Source organism: Streptomyces sp. NPDC042638, assembly GCF_040647235.1.
GTDB lineage: Bacteria > Actinomycetota > Actinomycetes > Streptomycetales > Streptomycetaceae > Streptomyces > Streptomyces rameus.
Window position 1 is genome coordinate 1 of the sequence record NZ_JBEZBT010000082.1, and the last position, 23,030, is coordinate 23,030.

The 23,030-nt window shown below is 72.5% G+C and carries 17 protein-coding genes and 1 tRNA gene; 10 read left to right on the forward strand and 8 right to left on the reverse strand.

Annotated elements, in window-relative coordinates; translation table 11 throughout:
- Window positions 1-140 precede the first annotated feature (140 nt).
- Window positions 141-3,710 (reverse strand): choice-of-anchor D domain-containing protein, encoded by a 3,570-nt coding sequence (locus tag AB0B40_RS35565; protein WP_362267670.1) that lies wholly within the window; start codon window positions 3,708-3,710, stop codon window positions 141-143.
- Window positions 3,711-4,216: 506 nt separating this feature from the next.
- Window positions 4,217-4,290: transfer RNA gene (locus AB0B40_RS35570), tRNA-Pro, on the reverse strand.
- A 104-nt stretch (window positions 4,291-4,394) separates the two neighbouring features.
- Between AB0B40_RS35570 and AB0B40_RS35575 the strand changes: the two genes are divergently transcribed.
- Entirely contained in the window at window positions 4,395-4,901 is a 507-nt protein-coding gene (locus AB0B40_RS35575) for a DUF309 domain-containing protein (protein ID WP_345054068.1), read from the forward strand.
- 62 nt (window positions 4,902-4,963) lie between these two features.
- The gene (gene cobF / locus AB0B40_RS35580) at window positions 4,964-5,746 is read left to right on the forward strand and encodes a precorrin-6A synthase (deacetylating) (RefSeq protein ID WP_345054070.1); all 783 of its coding nucleotides are present in this window, start codon (window positions 4,964-4,966) and stop codon (window positions 5,744-5,746) included.
- A 30-nt stretch (window positions 5,747-5,776) separates the two neighbouring features.
- On the opposite strand, the gene AB0B40_RS35585 is transcribed toward cobF, so the two are convergent.
- From AB0B40_RS35585 to AB0B40_RS35595, 3 genes are all read right to left on the reverse strand, one after another.
- Window positions 5,777-6,550, reverse strand: coding sequence for a sulfite exporter TauE/SafE family protein (locus tag AB0B40_RS35585; RefSeq protein WP_362267673.1), 774 nt, complete (start codon window positions 6,548-6,550; stop codon window positions 5,777-5,779).
- A gap of 72 nt (window positions 6,551-6,622) precedes the next feature.
- Window positions 6,623-8,137: a long-chain fatty acid--CoA ligase gene (locus AB0B40_RS35590; RefSeq protein WP_362267675.1), complete on the reverse strand. Its 1,515-nt coding sequence runs from the start codon at window positions 8,135-8,137 to the stop codon at window positions 6,623-6,625.
- A 74-nt stretch (window positions 8,138-8,211) separates the two neighbouring features.
- Window positions 8,212-9,399: a thiolase family protein gene (locus tag AB0B40_RS35595; protein WP_345054079.1), complete on the reverse strand. Its 1,188-nt coding sequence runs from the start codon at window positions 9,397-9,399 to the stop codon at window positions 8,212-8,214.
- Window positions 9,400-9,542: 143 nt separating this feature from the next.
- Between AB0B40_RS35595 and AB0B40_RS35600 the strand changes: the two genes are divergently transcribed.
- The 5 genes from AB0B40_RS35600 (at window position 9,543) to AB0B40_RS35620 (ending at window position 12,832) form a co-directional block, all read left to right on the forward strand.
- Window positions 9,543-10,352 (forward strand): lysophospholipase, encoded by an 810-nt coding sequence (locus tag AB0B40_RS35600; RefSeq protein ID WP_345054081.1) that lies wholly within the window; start codon window positions 9,543-9,545, stop codon window positions 10,350-10,352.
- A gap of 85 nt (window positions 10,353-10,437) precedes the next feature.
- Window positions 10,438-10,929: a DNA starvation/stationary phase protection protein gene (locus tag AB0B40_RS35605; protein ID WP_362267689.1), complete on the forward strand. Its 492-nt coding sequence runs from the start codon at window positions 10,438-10,440 to the stop codon at window positions 10,927-10,929.
- Window positions 10,930-10,960: 31 nt separating this feature from the next.
- A complete protein-coding gene (locus AB0B40_RS35610) occupies window positions 10,961-11,305 on the forward strand; it encodes a DUF3140 domain-containing protein (RefSeq protein WP_345054084.1) in 345 nt (114 codons plus the stop codon).
- Between the two features lie 5 nt (window positions 11,306-11,310).
- A complete protein-coding gene (locus AB0B40_RS35615; RefSeq protein ID WP_362267678.1) occupies window positions 11,311-11,958 on the forward strand; it encodes an endonuclease in 648 nt (215 codons plus the stop codon).
- 67 nt (window positions 11,959-12,025) lie between these two features.
- Window positions 12,026-12,832, forward strand: coding sequence for an SAM-dependent methyltransferase (locus tag AB0B40_RS35620; protein WP_362267679.1), 807 nt, complete (start codon window positions 12,026-12,028; stop codon window positions 12,830-12,832).
- Between the two features lie 45 nt (window positions 12,833-12,877).
- On the opposite strand, the gene AB0B40_RS35625 is transcribed toward AB0B40_RS35620, so the two are convergent.
- Entirely contained in the window at window positions 12,878-13,747 is an 870-nt protein-coding gene (locus AB0B40_RS35625; RefSeq protein WP_362267682.1) for a Cof-type HAD-IIB family hydrolase, read from the reverse strand.
- 441 nt (window positions 13,748-14,188) lie between these two features.
- On the opposite strand from AB0B40_RS35625, the gene AB0B40_RS35630 reads away from it, so the two are divergent.
- From AB0B40_RS35630 to AB0B40_RS35640, 3 genes are read left to right on the forward strand one after another with little or no spacing between them, the layout of a single operon-like run.
- The gene (locus AB0B40_RS35630; protein WP_345054094.1) at window positions 14,189-15,592 is read left to right on the forward strand and encodes a glutamine synthetase family protein; all 1,404 of its coding nucleotides are present in this window, start codon (window positions 14,189-14,191) and stop codon (window positions 15,590-15,592) included.
- 2 nt (window positions 15,593-15,594) lie between these two features.
- On the forward strand, window positions 15,595-16,770 hold the full coding sequence (locus tag AB0B40_RS35635; RefSeq protein WP_362267685.1) for an amidohydrolase family protein: 1,176 nt from the start codon (window positions 15,595-15,597) through the stop codon (window positions 16,768-16,770).
- 16 nt (window positions 16,771-16,786) lie between these two features.
- Entirely contained in the window at window positions 16,787-17,314 is a 528-nt protein-coding gene (locus AB0B40_RS35640) for an NUDIX hydrolase family protein (RefSeq protein WP_362267692.1), read from the forward strand.
- Between the two features lie 139 nt (window positions 17,315-17,453).
- Here AB0B40_RS35640 and AB0B40_RS35645 read toward each other — a convergent pair whose 3' ends face one another.
- Together AB0B40_RS35645 and AB0B40_RS35650 are read right to left on the reverse strand one after the other, a co-directional pair.
- Entirely contained in the window at window positions 17,454-18,299 is an 846-nt protein-coding gene (locus AB0B40_RS35645) for a methyltransferase domain-containing protein (RefSeq protein ID WP_161297770.1), read from the reverse strand.
- Between the two features lie 145 nt (window positions 18,300-18,444).
- Window positions 18,445-23,030, reverse strand: a 4,586-nt coding sequence (locus tag AB0B40_RS35650; protein ID WP_362267687.1) for a type I polyketide synthase, incomplete at its 5' end; no start/stop codon positions are given.

Genomic DNA, 23,030 nt, shown 5'->3' on the forward strand with positions numbered 1-23,030 from the left:
CAGCGCCCGGCCCCGCCCGTCGTCCGGCAGCCGCGTGCCCGGCCGTAGGCGGACCCCCATCTGGAACTCCTCTGGTCGAGTGGCCTTCGGCGGTCGGTGCCGCCGGGCGCGCCGGCGCCCGGCGGCACCGTCAGGGCGGATCAGGTGTTCCAGACCTGGAACTCGGAGATCTGACCGGCCGGCCAGCCGTTGTTCGCCGTGATGTTCACCCGGACGTAGCGCTGGGTGGTCGCGGTGAACGTGATGGTGACCGTGTTGTTGGTGGTGGGGTCGAAGGTGTACGTGGCCGACGGCTTGACGGTGGTGAAGGAGGAGCCGTCGGTGCTGCCGGACAGGGACAGCGTCTGGTTGCGGGCGCCCCAGGCCGCGGGGAGCTGGAGGACGACGCGGCTCGCACTCTGCGCGGACCCGAGATCGACCTGAACCCACTGGGGGAAGGCGTTGTTGGCGCTCTCCCAGTAGGAGCCCTGGTTGCCGTCCGTCACGTTCGACGACGCGTAGACGTCGGTGTGGCTGGACTCGGTGGTGGCCGCGCCGGCTGCCAGGTTCCTGCTGACCGTGCCGGCGCCGGTGCCGGTCAGCGCGACCGTGGTCGTGCCGTTCGACGCGTTGCTCGCGATGCTGAGGTCGCCGGTGCGGGTGCCGGACGCGGTGGGCGTGAAGGTGACGGCCACCGTGCAGGAGGCGTTCGCCGCGATCGACGTTCCACAGTTGTTGGTCTGCGAGAAGTCGCCCGTGACGGTGACGCCGGAGACCGTCGCGGCCGCGGTACCGGTGTTGGTCACCGTGACCGTCCGCGCACTGCTGGCGGTGTTGAGGGCCTGGGTGGAATAGGTCAGCGATGTCGGGCTGGCCGACAAGGTCGCCGTCGAGGAGCCGCCGTTGCCGGGGAACACCTCGAAGTCCGACAGCTGGGCGGCGTTCCACCCGGTGTTGGCGGTGATGTTCACCCGCACGTACCTCGCCGTGGCGGCGCCGAACGTGATGGTCACCGTGTTGTTGTCGGAGTTCGGGTCGAAGGTGTACCCGGCCGACGCCTTGATCGTCGAGAAGCTGGAGCCGTCCGTGGAGCCCTGCACCGACAGCGTCTGCGTGCGGGCCGGCCACGCGGTCGCCGGCGGGAGCCTGAGCACGACCTTGCCGACGCTGTAGTTCTGGCCGAGGTCGACCTGCGCCCACTGCGGGAACGAACCGTTCGTGCCCTCCCAGTAGGTCGAGGCGTCCCTGTCGGTCAGGTTCGAGGCGACATACGGGCTGTTGCTCGAACTCGCCGACGCCGGCCGTCCGGCGGCGATGTCGGTGGTGCTGTCGATGCCGCTGCCGGTCAGGGCGACGACGGTCGGGCTGTTGTTGGCGTTGCTGGTGACGGTCAGGTTGCCGGTGCGCGAGCCGCCCGTGGTGGGCTTGAACCCGACGGTCACCGTGCACGACGCGCCGGCCGCGAGGGTGGAGCAGTTGTTGGTCTGGCTGAAGTCACCGGTCGCCGAGACGCCCGAGACGGTCGCCGACGTGGTGCCCGAGTTCGTCACCTTCACCGTCTGCGCGGTGGCCGACTGGCCGACCACCGTGGCGGCGAAGGACAGGCTCGCCGGGTCGGTGTTCAGCACCGGTCCCGGGGCGGTGCCGGTACCGGAGAGGGTGACGGTGTTGGTGATCCCGCCCGCGTTGACGGTCAGAGTGCCGCTACGGCTGCCGGTCGCCGTCGGCGCGAACTTCACGCCGACGGTGCACGAGCCGTTCGCCGCGATCGACGAACCGCAGGTGTTGGTCTGGGAGTAGTCGCCGCTGGTGGAGATCGACGAGACGGACGCGGCGGTGCTGGTCGGGTTGGAGACCGTCACGGTCCGGGCGTCGCTCGTCGAACCGGTGGGAACGGAACCGAAGCTGAGCGCGCCGGGGGTTGCCGTCACACCTTCGGACGGGTAGGGCGGGTACACCGGGGCCGGCCACCCTCCGCAGTACGGCGTGCCGCCGATACCGGAGTTGCCGCCGCCGTCGGTGACGACGAAGTTGCCGCCCGAGCAGCTGTAGACCGGGGAGGAGTAACCGACGCCGGTGGCCGTGACGTTGGTGAACTTGGCCGCTCCGCCGGTCTGTTCCTGGAGGGCGAAGGTGCCGGTGCCGGCGATGGTGACGTTGTTGAGGTTGACGCCGCTGATGGTGCCCTCGACCCACTGGATCGCCTCGTACGGGCTCTGCTGGATCAGCGCGTTGGTCACGTTGATCGGGCCGGTGATCGCGCCCTGGCTGCCGTCGAACCACAGGGCGCCCACGCCGAACTGCCAGTTCGGGTCGAGGCTGCCGTCCCGGACCATGGTGTTGTCGGAGATCGTGGTGGTGCCGACCGGTGTGGAGGAGAAGCGCTGCCCCACGTGGATGCCACCGCCCTGGGTGATGCCGGAGTCCACCACCCGGTTGCCGCTGACCGTGTTGTCGTGGCCTCCGTAGATCGCGATGCCGTTGGCGAGGATCTGCAGTGACACGGTGTTGTGGGAGATCGTGTCGTTGGCGTCGGCACCGACGCCGGAGTCCGCCCAGGTGGCGATGCCGTCGTCGCCGGTGTTGCGGATGTCGCTGTCGGTCACCTTCGAGTTGGTGACGGCGCCGTGGAAGTTGATGCCGTCCGCGGTGGTGTCACGGATGCGCATGCCGGTGAACGTCAGTCCGTCCATGGGGCCGTCCATCCAGGCGCCGACCTTCATGTGGTCGATCCACAGGTTGGCCACCGTCGAGTTGCTCATCGCGCCGCCGATGCCGTTGACCTGGGCGCTGTCGTTGCGCTCCTGCACATTGCCGAAGACGGCGAAGTTCTGCAGGTGCACACCGGTGCTCGCCGAGGGCGCGGAATTGCCGTAGAAGCCGGGTGCCGTGCCGGTGACGGTCGAATACCACATGCCGGCGCCGGCGATCGTGACGTTGTTGACGCTGATGTGGCCGGGGATGTTGTAGGTGCCCGGGGGGATCCACACGGTGCCGCCGGGGCCGGCCGAACTGATCGCGGCGTTGAACGCGCTGGTCGCGTCGGCCACACCGGTTGCGTCGGCGCCCTTGCCGGTCACCGACACCGACCCCGGGGGCGCGGTCAGGGCGGCGCCGACCTGCTCGAAGTCGGCGAAGTCGATCGTGTACGAGGAGGCGGTGTCCCCCGCATCCACCTGCAGCCTGAAGGTCGTTCCCGCCGGATACGTGGTGGGGAACAGGCGGTGGGCCTCGTCGTAGAAGTGGTGTGGGTTGCTGCCCGGCGTGTTGGTGAAGGGGTAGCTGCCGTAGTACCAGCTGTAGGCGTTGGTCAGGGTGAAGTCGGGCTGCTTGACGCCGTTGATGTAGAGCGACAGCGCGGCGGTGTAGACCGAGCCGCCCGAGGTGTCGGGGATGCTGTAGCGGAAGTTGATCGAGTTGGTCGCCACCGGCGTGGTGAACGTGACGTACTTGCCGGTGCCCTGCAGTGTCGTCGCCTTGCGGTACGACGCCTCGTCGGCCAACTGGCCCTGTGTGTAACTCGGCCCGATGGGCGTGCCGTTGGTAGCGGAGTTCTCCGCCTGCACCTCGGCGTACGGCAGGCTCGCGCCGCTGCCGCCGGTGGCGGTGGACGCCGCCCAGACGGGTTGGACGGCCAGGGCGACGACGCCGACGACGCCGACGACAGCCAGCAGCGCGGTGCTGACCGCCCAGACGAGGGCGCGCCTCAGATCTCGGATGGAATGGAACACGTGCCAGTCCTTTCATCGCGAAATGCCGGAACTGTGCCGCTGGCGCCGCCGGGAAGGGAGGGCGGGGGGCTCAAAGGGAGAGGGGGGAGGCAGGGGGCGGTGACGACGCGTGAGGGACCGTAATGTCATCGACATGCGCGCGCAAGAAGCAGACAGAACATTGCAACAATGAAAATCCTGCCCGCAAGATCTAATGACTCGGTCAAGGGAGCCTGGCCTCCGGCGCCCGACCGTACAGAGCCCCCATCCGCCCCACTGGATTCGGACGATTTAAAAGGAATCTGTCATGCATGCAATGACAAATTCCTTATCGAAGCGCGCAAATACCGAATGGAGCGCGGCACGGCCCTCCGGCGTCTCATCGCGAGCGGAGCTGTTCCGCTGTCCGCAGACGGGCCGCAGGCAGGTGGGCTGGTCCCCAAGCGGTTCCCACGCGGTCCCCGAGAATGATCAAAGGCCGTCTCAGATTCTCTCTGAAACGGCCCCTGATCTGCGACTTCGAAAAGTCGGGACGACAGGATTTGAACCTGCGACCCCTTGACCCCCAGTCAAGTGCGCTACCAAGCTGCGCCACGTCCCGTTGCCCTCACCCGCGGTGCCCCGCGTGATCGTGCGAACAGAACTTTACCCCACGTCGGGGGTGTGCCGAAGGAGGCCCGTGCGGGGCGGGGGACAATCGACGGTATGACGAACGCGGGCGCATCGGATGCCAGGGACCGGGACGAGGCCGGGCGGGCGCGCAACGCGCGGCCCCGGGACGGGCTGGGGCGCCCGCTGCCGTACGACGCCGAGGGCGTCCCCCGGCAGCCGGAGGGGGTGCTGCGGGCGCCGGACGAGACGGTCGCGCAGGCGCAGGCACTGCTGGTGGCGGGGCGGCCGTTCCACGCGCACGAGGTGTTCGAGGACGCCTGGAAATCGGGGCCGGAGGACGAGCGCGCGCTCTGGCGGGGGCTGGCGCAGCTTGCGGTGGGGCTCACCCACGCGGCCCGGGGGAACGCCGCCGGCGGGGCACGGCTGCTGCGGCGCGGCGCGGACGCGGTCGAGGAGTGGGAGAAGGAGCGGGGCGAGGACCGGCCGTACGGCCTGGATCTGCCCGGCCTCACCCGGTGGGCACGGGAGCTGGCGGGACGTGTGGAGCACGCCTCGGCACCGGTGGACGCCCGGACGGAGGCCCCCAGGCTGGGCCCCTGACCGGGTGACCGGGGCCCGCCCCTGGCCGGGGCGCTGTCAGTGGGGTGGGGCAGACTCGGGGCGTGCGAAAGATTCATGTCATCGGTATCGGCGCGGGCGACCCCGACCAGCTGACCCTGCAGGCGGTCAAGGCGCTGCGGGGCACCGACGTGTTCTTCCTGCTCGACAAGGGCGAGGTGAAGAGCGACCTCACCCGGCTCCGCCGGGACATCCTGGAGGCACACCTGCCGGCGGGGTCGTACCGGGTGGTGGAGGCCCGGGACCCGGAGCGGGACCGGGAGGCGGGCGGGAGTGCCTACTCGTCGGCCGTCGGGGACTGGCGCAGCGCCCGCGCCGGGATCTACGAGCGGCTGATCGCGGAGGAACTGGACGAGGACGGGACCGGCGCCTTCCTGGTGTGGGGGGATCCGGCGCTGTACGACAGCACGCTGGGGATCCTGGAGGAGGTGCTGGAGCGGGGCGCGGTGGCGTTCACGCATGACGTGGTGCCCGGCATCAGCAGTGTCTCCGCGCTGGCCGCCCGGCACCGCACGGGTCTGAACCGGGTCGCGCGGCCGGTGCAGATCACCACCGGGCGGCGGCTGGCCGAGGGTTTCCCGGACGGGGTGGACGACGTGGTCGTGATGCTGGACGCCCACCAGTCCTTCCGGCGGTACGCCGAGGAGGGCCGGGAGGACATGGACATCTACTGGGGTGCCTACATCGGCACGCCGGACGAGATCCTCGTCTCCGGGCCGATCGCCGAGGCCGGTCCGCGCATCGCGCGGCTGCGGGCCGAGGCCCGGGAGCGCAAGGGCTGGATCATGGACACGTATCTGCTGCGCAGGCGCCCCGGCGACGCCTGACGGTCTGCCGCCCGGAAGGCGGGGCGCAGGTCAGCGCAGGAGCAGCTGTACCCCGCCCACGACGGTGGCCGCGATCACGAGTTGTTCGAAGAGTCGCTGGTTGATCCTGTTCACCGCCCACTTGCCGAACAACGCACCCGGTACGACGAACACGGCGAGCGCGGCGTCGAGGAGCAGCGAGCGCCCGTCGATCAGGCCCAGGCCCGCACTGAACGGCACCTTCGAGACGTTCACGATGAGGAAGAAGAACGCGGAGGTGCCGAGGAAGCCCAGCTTCCGGAAGCCCGCGGACAGCAGGTACAGCGACATCACCGGTCCGCCCGCGTTGGCGACCATCGTCGTGAACCCGCCGAGCACGCCGTACGCGCGGGCCTTCGTCCGGCCCGCCCGGCTCGTCACCGCCTCCGGCTCCTCCGTCTTCCCGGCCGTCCGCCGGCGCCACACCGTCACCCCGGCCATCAGCAGCAGGATGGCGCCGATGGAGGTGCGCACGATCCCGTCGTCGGCCCACACGAGGAACAGGGTGCCGGCCACCACCCCCACCGCCACGGCCGGGAACAGCCGCCACAGCGTGGGCCAGTGCGCGTGCCGCCGGTAGGTGAGGACGGCGAGCACGTCACCGGCGATCAGGACGGGCAGGAGTACACCGGTGGAGGCGCGGGCGGGCAGCACCGCCGCGAAGATCGCGAGGCTGACCGTGTTGGCCCCGCTGACCGCGGTCTTGGAGAAGCCCACGAGCAGGGCCGCGAAGGCGAGTGCGGCGAACTCCCAGCCGGATATGTGCCAGAGCGTCATCGTGTTCATGCGGGGACCGATGTTATGTCCGGACAAGTCTCCGGCGTAAGGACCGTCTCGTCAGGTGATCTCCGCCGGCCGCTACGACCGGTCCGCGTACTGCGCACGGAGTTCCCGCTTCAGCACCTTCATGCTCGGGCCCAGCGGCATCGCGTCCGTGAACTCCACGCGCCGCGGGTACTTGTGGCGGCCCAGGTGTTCCTTGGACCACTCGGTGATGGCGGCGGCGTCGGGGGCGCTGCCCGGCGCCGGGACCACGACGGCGCACACCTCCTCGCCGTGCAGCTCGTCGGGCAGGCCGATGACGGCGACCTGGGCGATGTCGGGGTGGCGCATCAGGACCTCCTCGACCTCCCTCGGGTAGACGTTGTAGCCGCCGCGGATGATGACGTCCTTCTTGCGGTCGACGATGCGCAGGAAGCCCTCGTCGTCCTTGGTGCCGAGGTCGCCGGTGCGGAACCAGCCGTCCACAAGGGCCTCGGCGGTGGCCTCGGGGCGGCCGAGGTAGCCGGAGAAGACGTTGTGGCCGCGGACGACGACCTCGCCCAGCTCGCCGGGCGGCAGCAGCTCGATCCGGCCCTCCAGTTCGGCCCGGGCGATCTCCACGTCGACGCCCCACAGCGGGTGGCCGATGGTGCCGGGCCTGGTGCCGAAGACCGGCTGGTTGACGGTCGCGGTCGGCGAGGTCTCCGACAGCCCGTACCCCTCGTAGATCTTCGCCCCGAACGCGGCCTCGAACCGCTCCAGCACGGCGACCGGGAGCGAGGCCCCGCCGGAGACGCACACCCGCAGCGCGGGCAGCCGGTCGGCGTCGGCGGCTGCCGAGGCGAGGGCGACGAACATGGTCGGCACGCCGTGGAAGGTGTTCACACCCTCTTGCACCATGAGGTCGATGGCGCGGGCCGCGTCGAAGCGGGGCAGCAGCACGAGCGTGGCGCCGGCCCGCCAGGTGGAGTGGAGCGACACCGTCTGGCCGAAGGCGTGGAACAGCGGCAGTGCGCCGAGGGCGATGTCGTCGGCGCGGATGTCGTTGGCGTCGAAGGCGTTGACGGTGGCGTTCATCACCAGGTTGAAGTGGCTGAGGACGGCGCCCTTGGGGACGCCGGTCGTACCGCTGGTGTAGAAGATCACCGCCGGGTCGTCGGCGGCCCGGGTGACGTAGGAGCGCAGGGGCTCCGCGTCCGCCGCGAGTGCGCCGAACTCCTCGCCCAGGGTGACGGTACGGACGCCGAGGGCGTCGGCGGCGGCGCGTCCGGTCCCGGCCTGCGCCGGGTGGACGAGCAGCAGGCTCGCCCCGCTGTCCCTGAGCACGTGCTCGACCTCGCCGGCCGACAGCAGCAGGTGCACGGGGACGACGACGCCGCCCGCCGCGGTGATCGCGTAGTAGGCGACGGGGAACTCGGCCGTGTTGGGGGCCATGAGGGCGACCCGGTCTCCGGGCCGTACGCCGAGGCCCGTGAGCGCGCCCGCCCGGGCCAGCGCGCGCTGCCACGCCTCGGCGAAGGTGAGCCGCAGGTCGCCTTCGACGAGGGCGGTCCTGCCGGGGCGGCGCCGGGCGTTCTCGGCGAGGATGGCGGCGACGGACAGGGTTGCCATGGGGTGCTGCTCCGTTTCCTTGCTGCGGCTCGTGATACCGAATCCCCTTGCGGGGAGCCCCCGTCGAAGAAGCCTCAGGGGCGCTCGACCAGCACCGCCGTCCCCTGGCCGACCCCCACGCACATGGTCGCGAGCCCGCGCCGCGTGCCCGTGCGCCGCATCCGGTGCAGCAGGGTGGTGAGGATGCGGGCACCGGAGCAGCCGAGGGGGTGACCGAGGGCGATGGCGCCGCCGGTGGGGTTCACCAGTTCCGGGTCGATGCCGAGCCGGTCGACGCACGCGAGTGCCTGCGCGGCGAACGCCTCGTTGAACTCGGCCTCCCGCAGGTCGCCGATGTCCCACCCGGCCCGGGCCAGCGCCTTGCGGGTGGCAGGGACCGGGCCGAGGCCCATCACGTCGGGGTGGACGCCGGCGGAGGCGCCCGCGACGTACCGGCCGAGGGACTCGAGGCCCAGTTCGCCCAGGGCCTCTTCGCTGACCAGGAGCAGACCGGCGGCGCCGTCGTTCATCGGGGAGGAGTTGCCCGCGGTGACCGTGCCGCCCGCACGGAAGACCGGATCCAGCCGGGAGAGCTTCTCCAGCGAGGTGTCCTCGCGGACGCACTCGTCCCGTTCGACCGTGCTGCCGTCCGGACGCTCCACGGGCACGAGTTCGCCGTCGAAGTGGCCGTTCTTCCGGGCGTCGGCGGCCAGTCGGTGGCTGCGCAGCGCGAACTCGTCCTGCCGCTCGCGGGAGATGCCGCACCGCGCGGCGACCTCCTCGGCGGTCTCGCCCATGGAGAGCAGGCCGTGCAGCTCCTTCATGGCGGGGTTGACCAGCCGCCAGCCGAGCCGGGTGTCGTGTGTCTCGATGCGCCCCGGCAGGGCCTCGTCGGGACGGGGCAGGACGAAGGGCGCGCGGCTCATCGACTCGGAACCGCCGGCGATCACGATGTCGGCCTCACCCGCGGCGATGGTCCGGGCGGCGGCGGTGACCGCTTCGAGGCCGGAGGCGCACAGCCGGTTGACGGTGGCGCCGGGTACGGAGTCGGGCAGTCCGGCGAGCAGGGCGGCCATGCGGGCGACGTTGCGGTTGTCCTCGCCGGCCTGGTTGGCGGCGCCCCAGTAGACGTCGTCGATCCGGGCCGGGTCGAGCGCGGGCACGTCGGCCACCAGCCGGCGGATCACGGTCGCCGCCAGATCGTCGGGGCGGACGGAGGAGAGGGATCCGCGCAGCTTGCCGATGGGGGTGCGGCGGGCGGTCACGAAATGGACGGGACGCACGGCTGGGACTCCTGACCTACGACGCTGTGGATCAGCACGGACGCAGCACCCGTTAATTAGCACTGCTAGTTTTAAACTATAGACCTCGGACCGCCCCGCTGGGAAGATCCCCCAGGACCTTCACCGAGGCAGCTGGAGGAGAGATGCACCACGTCCGCGCGCACGCCCTCGACGGCACGCACGGGACTCTGGCCGTGCACGAGTGGCCGCACCCGTCCCCCCGCCGGCTGGCGGTCCTGGCACACGGCTACGGCGAGCACGCCGGCCGGTACGAGGAGCTGGCCGTCCTGCTGGGGCGGCACGGGGCCGCCGTGTACGCACCCGACCACGTCGGCCACGGCCGGTCGGCCGGTGAGCGGGTCGTGATCGAGGACTTCGAGGACGTGGTCACGGACCTGCACGCGGTGGCGGATCTGGCGCGGGCCGCGCACCCCGGCCTGCCGCTGGTCCTGATCGGCCACTCCATGGGCGGGCTGATCGCGGCCCGCTACGCCCAGCGGTACGGCGACGGGCTGAGCGCGCTGATCCTGTCCGGCCCGGTGATCGGCACCTGGGAACTGCCGGGGCGGCTGCTGGCCCTGGAGGAGATCCCGCACACCCCGGTCAGCCCGGCCGCGCTCTCCCGGGACCCGGCGGTGGGCGCCGCGTACGCCGCCGATCCGCTGGTCTGGCACGGGCCCATGAAACGCCCGACGCTGCAGGCCTTCGTCCGGACCCTGGCGACCGTCGCCGAAGGCGGTGACATCGGCCGGCTGCCGCTGCTGTGGCTGCACGGCGACGACGACCGGCTGGTGCCGCTGCCCGGGAGCCGGGCCGGGGTGGAGCGGCTGAGCGGCGGCCGGCTGACCGAGCGGATCTTCCCGGGGGCACGGCACGAGGTGTTCCACGAGACGGACAGGGAGCTGGCGCACGCGGAGGTGATCCGCTTCCTGGATGCGGTGATGCCCGGCTGAGCAGCCGGTTTGCACCACGGAACCAGGGGCACCCGCCCTTGCGGACATGACCGCAGACAACTGCACGAAAGGGGACCTGCGCATCATGACCGTGGTCAAGAGCACGCTGCCCGAGGAGGCACTCGGCGTCACCGGGACCGCCCTGCAGGACACCCTGGTCGACCTGCTCGGACTGTCGCTGGTCGGCAAGCAGGCGCACTGGAACGTCGTGGGCCCGCGGTTCCGGTCGATCCACCTCCAGCTGGACGAGGTGGTCGCCACGGCCCGCGGCCACTCCGACACGGTGGCCGAGCGTGCCTCCGCGCTGGGGGTCCCGCCGGACGGCCGCCCCGAGACCATCGCCGCGTCCTTCGCGCTGCCCGGCACCAAGGACGGCTGGCTGCGCGACACCGAAGTGGTCGAGCTGATGGTGTCGGCCCTGGAGACGGCCGTCGGCCGGCTCCGCGAGCGCATCGACGCCACCGAGAAGGCCGACCCGGTCACCCAGGACCTGCTGATCACCATCACCGCCGACCTGGAGAAGCAGCGCTGGATGTTCCAGGCCGAGAACCAACCGCACGACGACGCCTCCAGCTAGCCCGCCCACCCCGGCACGGAAGGGGAGATCCATGGCTGACGCCCTGGAACTCGACGCGCTGTGGGAGGACTTCCACCGCGTGGTGAACATGACTTCGGCCGAACTCGCGGCCTGGCTGAAGGTCCGGGACGCCGACGAGGAGACGGAACCGCTGCCGGAGCGGGCGGGCACGGCCACCGGGCAGCACGTCCTCGCGATCCTGCAGAAGCGCCGTACCGACCTCACCGACGACGACGTGCGGGTCATGTACAAGGTCGTCGACACGGTGACCGGCCTGGTCGACTTGGAGAACGAGCCCGAGCCGGAGAACAGGCCGGAGGACACCCGCCGCCGGCACCGCCTGATGACCCTGGGCCACGACCCGCTCAAGCCCTGAGACCCATGAACCGCGACGAACGGGTCGTGCACGAGCTGGTGTCCGGGTACGGGCGGACGTACGCCGAGGAGGCGGGCATCCGCCTGCGGGACAGCCCGCAGCCGCTGTACCGGCTCCTGGTGCTCTCCCTGCTGCTCAGCGCCCGGATCCGGGCATCGGTCGCGGTGGCCGCCGCCCGGGCCCTCCACGAGGACGGCCTGGACAGCCCCCGCCGGATGGCCGGGGCCGGCCGGCAGCGGCGGGTCGACGCGCTCGGCCGGGGCGGCTACCGCCGTTACGACGAGCGGACCGCCACCCAGCTCGGCGACGGCGCCGAGCTGCTGACCGAGCGCTGGGGCGGGGACCTGCGCCGGCTGCACCGGGAGGCGGAAGGCGACGTCGGCGCACTCCGGGACCTGCTCCAGGAGGAGCCGGGCATCGGGCCGGCCGGTGCCGGCATCTTCCTGCGCGAGGCACAGCGGGTGTGGCCGGACGTCGCGCCCTACCTCGACGGCAAGGCGCTGTCCGGCGCGGAGCGGCTCGGCCTGCCGAAAGATCCGGAGAAACTGGCCGGGCTGGCCGGGGACACCCAACCGGCCGTGCTGGCCGCCGCGTTGGTGCGGGCGGCACTGGACGGACAGGTGGCCGAAGACTGTCTGCGCCGCGCCGCGTGATCGTGTCAGACTGCTCCCCGCACGTCCCGGAACGACCGCCGGGACCGGATGGACCAAGGAGCAGCAGGTGGCGGGGACGGGGCCGGACATCCAGGACATCGACACCACCCGGCCGCATCCGGCCCGGGTGTACGACTGGTTCCTCGGCGGCAAGGACAACTATCCGGTCGACGAACGGCTCGGCCGGCAGATCGCGGCGATCGACGGGGGCGCCCCGAAGGCCGCCCGCGCCAACCGGGCGTTCATGCGCCGGACCACCCGGACGCTGGCGGCCGAGGCGGGCATCCGCCAGTTCCTGGACATCGGCACCGGCGTACCGACCGAGCCCAACCTGCACCAGATCGCCCAGTCCGTGGTCCCGGACGCCCGTGTGGTCTACGTCGACAACGACCCCATCGTGCTGGCCCACGCGAGCGCGCTGCTGCGCGGCACCCCCGAGGGCGTGACGGAGTACGTGCAGGCCGACGCCCGCGACCCGCACACCATCCTCGAACAGGCCGCCCGCGTACTGGACTTCGACCGCCCGGTGGCCCTGTCCCTCATCGCCCTGCTGCACTTCGTCGCCGACGAGGACGGCGCCCACGACCTGGTCACCACGCTGGTCGGCGCGCTGGCGCCGGGCAGCGCCCTGGTGCTGTCGACCATGACCGCCGACTTCGAACCGGAGAACGTGCGCAACGGCATCGCCGCCTACGCGGCGGGCGGGGTGACCCTGGTGGCCCGCTCGCACGCCGAGGTGAGCGCGTTCTTCCAGGGCCTGGACCTGCTGGAGCCGGGCATCGTGTCGGTGGCCGACTGGCGCCCCGAGGTGCCGACGGCCGCCGACGGCCCGATCTCGCTGTACGGCGCCGTGGGGCGCAAGCCCACCCCCTGACACCGGCCGCTGCCGGCCCGGGCCGGGCCGGCAGCGGAGACGGACCTAGGAGGGCGGCAGCGGGATGCCGAGGACCTCGGCGACGGTCCGCAGCACGCCGTTGTCGTTGTTGGACGGTGCGACGTGCCGGGCCCGGCGGAGCACCTCCGGGTGGGCGTTGGACATGGCGAAGGACCACTCGGCCGCGTCCAGCATCTGCAGGTCGTTGAGGTAGTCGCCGAACACCATGGTCTGCGCGGGCGTGATCCCCAGTTCATGCTGGAGGCCGCGCAGGGCGGCGCCCTTGTCGGCGGTGCGGTTCATGACGTCGACCCAGTGCTCGCCGGAGACGACGACCTGGTGGGTGGCCGTGAACGCCTCCAGGGCCGGGGCGGTGGTGTGCTCGGCGGACCCGAAGTCGAACAGCGCCACCTTGATCACGTCGTCCTCGACGGCGGTGACGTCCTCGACGACGCGGTGCTCGACGTAGTACTTGCGCACCTCCGCCAGGAACGCCTCGTCGGTCCGCTCGACGTACGCCGCCCGCTTGCCGCAGACCACGGCGCCCACGTCGGCGCCGCCCGCGGCCAGCCGCCGTACCGTCCGGGCGAGGTCACCGGCGACGGACCGGTCCAGCGGGTCGGAACTCAGCTCCACCCCGTCGCGGACGACGTACGTGCCGTTCTCCGCGATGAACGCCATGCCCTCGGCGACCTCGGCGAACTGCCGGGCCAGTGTGGCGTACTGGCGGCCGCTGGCCGGGCTGAACAGCACCCCGCGGCGGCGGAGTTCCGCGAGCATCGGCCACAGGCCCTCGGGAATCCGTTTGGCGTCGTCCAGCAGGGTGCCGTCCATGTCGGTGACGATCAGCCGGATGCCGGCGGAGCCGGCGGGCGGGATGGGGGCGTCGAGGAGGGAGGCGGGCGTGGCGGACATGTCTGCTTCCGGTCGGGGACGGCGGTACCCGTCCAGTGTTCCTCATCCGGCGGGGTCCGCCGGAGCGTGCCCGGGCCGTCACCCTGCGCGGTTCCCGGGACAGCGCGATCAGGGGGGCGGCACATGACGGCGGACAGCCGCACGCGAGAAGGGCGGATACGTGGAACGCCCGTGCCGGCCCACCGGCCGCCACCCCGGCCCGCGCCGGTGTCGCCGCGGGCCTCGACCCTCCCGAGCCCCCGCCCGCAGGCCTCGACCCTCCCGCGTCCGCGCCCGTAAGCCTCGATCCCCCCGGGCCCGGGCCCGCCCCGGTGCCGTCCTCGCGGTGGCGCGCCGAGCCGGACGGAGCCCCGGCAGCGCGATACGGCGCGGTGGCCGTGACACCCTGGCCCCGACCCGTCCCCCGGTCCCGGCCGGGGCCGAGCCCGTCGAGGAGGACGCATGACCACCCTTGCCGATCCCGAGCCCGGCGGACGCCCCGGCGACCTGAGGCGGGTGCCCGCCCTCACCGCCGGCCTCGCCTCCCGGGGCGTGCACGGCATCGTCCTGTCCTACGTGGACACGGCGGGCGTCGGCCGGGTCAAGACGATCCCGACGGCACGGCTGGAGGCGGCCGTGGCGTGGGGCGTCGGCATGTCGCCGGTGTTCGACACCTTCCTCGCCGACGACTCCGTCGTCACCACCGACGTCCTCGGCTCCCCGGACGGCGACCTCAGGCTCTACCCGGACCTCGACCACCTCGTCCCGCTGGCCGGCCAGCCCGGCTGGGCCTGGGCGCCCGTGGACCGGATCACGCAGGAGGGCGAGCGGCACCCCGGCTGCGCCCGGACCTTTCTGCGCAGGACCGTGACGGACGCCGCGGACCGCCACGGCATCGACTTCAAGGCGGCGGTCGAGATCGAGTGGGCCCTCGGGCTCGGCTCGGCGCCCGCCGACGAGTTCGTCCCGGCCGCCTCCGGGCCGGCGTACGGCGCGGTCCGGCAGGTCGAGCTGAGCGACTACACCGCCGATCTGCTGGCCGCGTTCGCGGCCCAGGGCGTGGACGTCGACCAGATCCATCCCGAGTACGCGCCGGGGCAGTTCGAGGTCTCGGTGGGCGCGCTGGACCCGGTGGCGGCGGCCGACCGCAGCGTGCTGGCGCGGCAGACGATCCGGGCGGTGGCCCAGCGCCACGGGCTGCGGGTCTCCTTCGCGCCCGCCTACCTCCCCGAGGGGGTCGGCAACGGCGGCCATCTGCACCTGTCCTGCTGGCGCGACGGCGTGAACCTGCACTCCGGGGGCGAGGGCCGGTACGGGATGACGGCCGAGGCGGAGGCGTTCGTGGCCGGGGTCCTCGCCCACCTGCCCGGGCTGACGGCGGTGACCGCGCCGAGCCCGGCCAGCTATCTGCGGCTCCAGCCGTCCCAGTGGGCCGGGGTGTTCACCGCCTGGGGCCGGGAGACCCGGGAGGCCGCCGTGCGGATCGTCACCGGCACGACGGGCCGCCACGACCGGGACGCCAACATGGAGGTCAAACCCGTCGACCTGGCCGCCAACCCGTATCTGGCCCTGGGCTGTGTGATCGCCGCCGGACTCGACGGCGTCACGGCGGCCCGCACCCTGCCCGGCGAGATCACCGGCGACCCGGCCCGCTACGGCCCCGAGGAGGCGGCGGCCCTGGGCGTGCGGCGGCTGCCGCGCTCGCTGCCGGAGGCCGTCGAGCAGTTCCGCGCGGACCCGGTGCTGCGGGCCGCGCTGGGCCCGGTCCTCGCGGACGCGGTGAGCGCCGTACGGCTCGGCGAGGCGGCGGCCGTCGAAGGGCTGGGTCCCGTCCAGGTGGCGGCGGCCTACCGCTGGGTGTACTGACCATGGCCGCACCGGGACCCGTCCACGAGGCCCTCGCCGCGCTGCCGCTGGTGGACCACCACTGCCACGGCGCGGTGACGGCCTCCCTGAGCTTCGCGCAGTTCGAGTCCCTGATCACCGAGGGCGCGGCCTGGCCCGGCGTGTCGCCCTTCGACAGCCCCGTCGGCGTGGCCGTACGGCGGCACTGCGCGCCCCTGCTGGACCTCCCCCGGCACGCCCCGCCCGCCGACTACCTGGCCCGGCGCTCGGCACTGGGCTGGCGGGAGGTCAACCGCCGCTTCCTGACGGCGGCCGGAGCCGAGATGTTCTGCGTGGACACCGGCTTCGCCCCGCACCCGCTCACCACCCCCGCCGAACTGGCCGCGGCCGCCGGCGCCGCCGCCTGCGAGATCGTCCGCCTGGAGCAGCTCGCCGAGGCGGTGGCCGCCCGGGGCGTGGACGCGGGCGAGTACCCGGCCGTCCTGCGCAACGCCGCGGAGGAGGCCGTACGCCGGCCGGGGGTGGTGGCGGTGAAGTCGATCGCGGCCTACCGCACGGGATTCGCCCTGGACCCGGAGCGCCCCGCGGACGCCGAGGTGACGGAGGCGGCCCGGCACTGGCTGGCGCGGGGCGGACGGCTCACCGACCCGGTGCTGGTACGGCACCTGCTGTGGACCGCCGTCGACCTGGGTCTGCCGCTGCAACTGCACACCGGCTTCGGCGACGCGGACGTGACGCTGCACCGCGCCGACCCCGCCCTGCTCACCGACTGGCTGCACCGCACCGCCGGCACGATCCCGGTACTGCTGCTGCACTGCTGGCCGTACCACCGCCAGGCCGCCTATCTGGCCACGGTGTTCGAGCAGGTGTACCTGGACGTCGGGCTCGCCCTGCACTACACCGGTCCGTCCCGCTGCCGGGCGGTGCTGGAGGAGGCACTGGAAATCACCCCGTTCCGCAAACTGCTGTACAGCTCCGACGCCTACGGTGTGGCCGAGTTCCACCACCTGGGCGCCCTGTGCTTCCGCCGAGGGCTCGCCGATCTCCTGCAAGACCGCGTGCACGCCGACGAGTTGAGTCTGGCCGACGCCCTGCGGATCGCGGCCTGGACGGGCCGCGACAACGCCCGCCGCCTGTACGGGCCGCCCGTATCCGATCCGGCCCGCGATTCCAGCGGGCGCCCCACCCGGAAAGTATGATCAAGCAATGTCTGACATGACCGAGACCACGCCCGGCTGGCTGACCACTGACGAGCTGGAAATGGCCAGGGCCCGGATGCCGATCCTCTACGTCGAAGCCGTGCCCGTGCGCGTGGACGACAGCGGTGAAGTCACCAGCATCGGCCTGCTGCTGCGCATCGGCCCGGACGGGACGGTCAGCCGGACCCTGGTCTCCGGCCGCGTCCTGCACCACGAGCGGGTCCGCGACGCGCTGCTGCGTCACCTGGAGAAGGACCTGGGCCCCGTCGCGCTGCCCCGGGTCCCCGCCTCCCTCCAGCCGTTCACGGTCGCGGAGTACTTCCCGACGGCGGGCATCACGCCGTACCACGACCCGCGCCAGCACGCCGTGTCCCTGGCCTACGTCGTGCCGGTGACCGGCGACTGCCGGCCCCGCCAGGACGCGCTCGACCTCGTCTGGTTCAGCCCCCAGGAGGCGGCCTCCCCGGCCGTGCAGAGCGAGATGCCCGGCGGCCACGGAGTGCTGCTGAAGCAGGCGCTGGCGCATGTGGGTGTCGTGTCCTGACCCCCCGGTTCCTGCCGCGGGTACGGCGGCGGGGCCTGCGCGACCGCGCTGTCCGGCCGGTCGCACCGCACCGCCCGTGAGGGGCGCACCGCCGTGGCGGTGCGCCCCTCACGGGCGTTGTCCGGTCCGGGCCGTGCGGTTACGCGGCGGGCCGGCGTGCCGTCACGATCAGGTACCCCACCTCGGGCATCTCCAGGTTCTCCCCCTCCGCGGGCTTCAGCTTGGCGAAGACCTCCGGGTCGACCTTGGCGGCCAGCTGCTCCATGTTCTTGGCGAGCGCCTCACCGAGCCGCTTGACCGACTGCCGCGTGGTGTTCTCGCTGACGTCGATGATCTCCGCGCAGCGCAGGCCCGCCTCACGCAGCATCGTCGGGTACGCCTCGAACGACGCCGGCGACTGGGTGAGGTACCGCTTGAGGATGCCCTCGATCACCGGGCGCCGTTCCTCCGAGATGGTCTCCCGCTCGTAGTTGTCCGTGAGCGCGAGCCGGCCGCCCGGCCGCAGCACCCGGGCCGCCTCGGTGAGCGCGGCCGTACGGTCGGGCATCTGCATGACGGACTCCAGCATCCACACGGCGCTGAACGAGGCGTCGTCGAACGGCAGGTTCATCGCGTCACCGTGCTGGAAGCTGACCTTGCCGCTCACACCGGCGGCCTCGGCCAGCTCGTTGGCCCTCTCCACCTGCTTGAGGCTCACGCTGATGCCCACGACCTCGGCACCGGTCCGCTGCGCCAGCCGGATCGCCGGCCCGCCCAGGCCACAGCCGATGTCCAGGACCCGGTCGCCCGGGCCGACCTGGAGACGGTCGATCATCATGTCCGTGAGCCGGTCGGCGGCGTCCTCCAGCCCGGTGGTGTCCTCCTGGCTGTTCCAGAAGCCCACGTGGATGTTGGGGCCGTAGAGCGAGGCGTCGAACGCACCCATCAGCTGGTCGTAGAACTGGCCGACCTGCTCACCGACGGGGCTGAGGTTCGAAGACGTCACTTTGTTCTCCTGATTGTCGATATTCACAGTCCACGGGCCCGGAAGGGAGCCTGCGCGGCTCGAAGGACGCGTGCGCGCCCTCCCGGGTTCCGTCTTTCCTCGCGACGCGTGAGGTGCGGGCGCGGCGGGCCGCCGCGCCCTCACCTCACGCGTTCTCCGCAAGCCAGTCGAGGACGGCTCCGGCGGTGGCACCGGCGTGATCCTCCATCATGGTGAAGTGGTCGCCGGGCACTTCGATCCGGGTGACCCGGGCGCCCCACGCCGCCTCCTCGTCGGTGGTCTGCTCCGAGCCGGTGAAGGTCTCCTCGGCCTTCACCGCCAGGATCGGCGCACCGATCGGGGCAGGCCCCCAGTCCGAGAAGAGGCGCAGGTACCCGCCCATCGCCGTGAGCCGGCCCTCGTCCACCACGCCGAACATCTTCTCGCGATCGAACATCTTCCCGGACAGGTTGGTCTGGATCCACGGCAGTGCCTCACTGCGCGGCAGATACGTGTCCAGCATCACGACCGCCGCCGGGGCGCTCCCGCGCTGCTCGAGCAGCCCCGCGACCGACTGGGCGATCCAGCCGCCCGACGACCGGCCGACCAGCACGAACGGCTCCTCGCCGACGGTCCGCAGCACCGCCTCCGCCTGCATCTCCACCACGGCGTCGACGTCGGCCGGCAGCAACTCGCCCTTGCCGAAACCGGGTTCGGGCAGCACGGTGACATCACGGCGGCCCCGGAAGCCCGCCGCGAAGCGGGCGTACTCACGAGCCCCCGAGATCGCCACCAGCGACGGGAAGCACACCAGGCCGGGCGTGGTGCCGCCCTTGGACAGCCGGACCAGCTTGGGCGGACTCGTCAGTTCGGCGGCCGTACGGAACGACGGGCGCAGCCGGGCCGCCGCCATCAGCAGCTGGGTGCCCGCGACGTACTGGCCGTCGGCGCACGCCTGCCGGTAGAGGGACTCGATGGTCGATCCTCCCCCGGCCGCGGGGGCCGCCGGCTGCCCGGCACCGCCGGTAGCCGCGGCGGGCGGCTGCGGCTCCGGCGCGGCACCCGGCACCACCTGGGTGCGCAAGTAGCCGGCCAGCGCGGCGGGCGTGGTGTGGTCGAACAGCAGCGTCGCCGGCAGCGTCAGACCGGTGACGTGGTTGAGCCGGTTGCGGATCTCCACGGCGGTGAGCGAGGTGATGCCCAGCTCCAGGAAGGCGTGGCCCTCCTCGACCGGGTCCACGGAGTCGTGGCCCAGCACCGTCGCCGTGTGCGTCCGCACCAGCTCGGTCAGCGTCCGCAGCTGCTCCACGGCCGTCTGCCCGGCCAGCCGCTGCCCGAGCGGCACCTGTCCTGCCTCGTCCGCGCTCCGGCCGGAGGCACTGTCGGCCATCCGGCGCGGTGCCACCCGGACCAACCCCCGCAGCAGGGCGGGCGTACCGACCGAGGCGGCCTGCGCCCGCAGGGCGGCGACGTCGAGCCGCATCGGCACCAGCAGCGGGTCCACCCCGGATCCGTCCGCCTCGGCGGCCGACGACAGCTCCACCGCCCGGTCGAAGAGGGCCAGCCCCTCGTCGGAGGTGAGTGCGGCCACCCCCGAACGGTTCAGCCGCTGTACGTCACCCTCGTCCATGTGCCCTGTCATCGCGCTGCGTTCGGCCCACAGGCCCCAGGCGAGCGAGGCCGCCGGAAGCCCCGCCGCCCGGCGGTGGTGCGCCAGAGCGTCCAGGAACGCGTTGGCCGCCGCGTAGTTGGCCTGTCCGGCGGCACCGAACACACCCGCCGCCGAGGAGAACAGCACGAAGGCCGTGAGCGGCAGGTCCCGGGTCAGCTCGTGGAGGTTGACCGCCGCGTCACTCTTGGGACGCAGCACGATGTCCACCCGCTCCGGCGTCAGTGAACCGAGGACACCGTCGTCGAGCGCGCCGGCCGCGTGCACCACACCGGTCAGCGGATGCCGGTCCGGCACGCTCGCCAGCAGTTCCGCCAGCGCCGCACGGTCGGCGACGTCACAGGCGGCCAGCCGCACCGACGCCCCGAGGGCGGTCAGCCGGTCCGCCAGCTCGGCGGCGCCGGCGGCGGCCCGGCCGCTGCGGCTGGTCAGCAGCAGATGCCGGACACCATGCTCGACCACCAGGTGCCGGGCCACCAGGGACCCCAGCACACCGGTCGCCCCGGTGATCAGCACGGTGCCCTCCGCGGACCACACCCCGGAGTCCGGTGTGCCCTCGTCCACCGTGTCCGGCCCCGCCCCGCCGGTGGCGCGCTCCGCGGGCACCCGGGCCAGCCGCGGCGCGAACGGCCGCCCGGACCGCACCGCCAACTGCGGCTCGACACCGTCCAGGATCCGCGGCAGCACTGCGAACGAGGTGTCCTCGTCGTCCATGTCCAGCAGCACGAACCGGTCGGGATTCTCCGACTGCGCCGCCCGCACCAGGCCCCACGCCGCCGCGCAGGCCGGGTCCGGCAACCGCTCCCCGGGCCGGGCCGCAACCGCCCCACGGGTCACGAACACCAGACGTGAGCCCGCGAAGCGCTCCTCGCCCTGCCACGCCTGGGTGAGCCGCAGCGCCCGGTGCGCCACCGCACGCACCCGGTCCGCGGACAGCTCGTCCGGCTCACCGCCGTCGAGCCAAGCGGCGAACGGGACGAACACCAGGTCCGGCACGTCCCCGCCCGCCGTCACGGATTCCGTCAGCGCGGGCAGGTCCGCGTACCGCTCGGCCTGCGCCCCCGCCGCACCCGCCGACTTCAGGGCCGTCGACAGCGCCGTGCCGTCGTCGCCCAGCACCGCCCACCTGCCCGGCGCGCGGGACACGGCCGGTGACACCACCGCGGTCCAGTCGAGCCGGAACAATGACTCGTGGAAGGTGCCGTGGGCGCGGCTGAGCTGCTCCCGGGAGATCGCCCGGGTCACCAGCGAGTCCACCGACAGCACCGACCGGCCCGACTCGTCCACGGCGGTCACCGTCACCGCGTCCGGTCCCGCCGGAGCCAGCCGGACCCGCAGCGCGGACGCGCCCTGGGCGTGCAGCGCCACACCGTTCCAGGCGAAGGGCAGCCGGACCCGTCCGGTGTCGCCGCCCGGCGCGACGGAGCCGGGCAGCCGGACGAACCCACCGAACGCCATCGCGTGCAGCGCCGCGTCCAGCAACGCGGGGTGAACGCCCAGGTCCCCGGCCTCGGATCGCTGGTCCTCGGGCAGCCGGACCTCCGCGAACACCTCCTCGCCCCGGCGCCAGACGGCCCGCAGTCCCTGGAACGTCGGTCCGTAACCGAATCCGTTGCGCGCGAACCGCTCGTACAGGCCGTCCACGTCGACGGCTTCCGCGTCCGCCGGCGGCCATGCCGCACCGGCGTCCGCCCACACCGCCGATCCGCCACCGCTCGTGAGGGCACCGACGGCATGCCGCGTCCACGGGCCGCCGTCCGTCTGCGAGTACACGCTCAGCGCACGCCGCCCGGACTCGTCGGGCCCGCCGACGGAGACCTGCACGGACACCGCGCCGTCCTCCGGCAGCACCAGCGGCGCCTCCAGCGTCAGCTCCTCCACCCGGTCACACCCGACCGTGTCCCCGGCGCGCAGCGCCAGCTCCACGAACGCCGTCCCCGGCAGCAGTGTCACACCGGCCACGGCGTGCTCGGCCAGCCAGGGGTGGGTACGCAGGGACAGCCGGCCCGTCAGCAGCGCCCCGTCGGACGCGGGCAGCATGACAGCCGCGCCCAGCAACGGGTGATCGGCGGAGGACAGACCGGCCGACGTGACATCGGCCGAGACGACAGACTCCGACTCCAGCCAGTAGTGCTGGTGCTGGAAGGCGTAGGTGGGCAGGTCGACGCGCTGGGCACCCGTGCCCGCGAACACCGCCGCCCAGTCGACGGCCGCGCCCCCGACGAACGCCTCCGCCACCGACGTCAGGAATCGGAGCAGACCACCCTCGTCACGACGCAGCGAACCGACAGCCCTGACCGAGGAGTTGGTGTGCGATTCGGCGGTCTGCTCGACACCCATCGTCAATACCGGATGCGCACTGGACTCGACGAACAGACGGAAACCGTCATCGAGAAGGGCCTGCACGGTGTCGGCGAAACGAACCGTCTGACGAAGATTGCGGTACCAGTACCCCGCGTCCAGACCGCTCGTGTCCAGCACGCCGGCCGTCACCGTGGAGTAGAACGGCACGGAAGCGGCCCGCGGAGCGACCCCTGCCAGGTCACGCAGGAGTACGTCCTCGATCTCCTCCACATGCGAGCAGTGCGAGGCATAGTCCACCGCGACACGACGCGCCCGCACACCGTCCGCTTCGCAGCTCGCCAGGAGTTCATCGAGAGCGTCCGCGTCACCCGATACGACCACCACAGCGGGGCCGTTGACCGCCGCGACCGCCAGCCGGCCGTCCCACGACTGCAACCGCTCCCGGACAGCCTCGGCGCCCAATGACACGGACACCATGCCACCGCGCCCAGTCAGGGCACGGATGGCCTTGCTCCGCAGAGCGACCACCCTCGCCCCGTCCTGAAGCGACAGGCCACCGGCCACCACCGCAGCGGCGATCTCACCCTGCGAATGACCGATCACAGCCGCGGGCTCGACCCCGTACGACCGCCACACCTCCGCGAGGGAGACCATCACAGCCCACAACACCGGCTGCACGACGTCGACCTGCTCCAGCCAGCCCTCACCACCAGCGCCACGCAGAATGTCGGTCAGCGACCAGTCCACGAACGGCGCCAACGCAGCCGCACACTCACCCA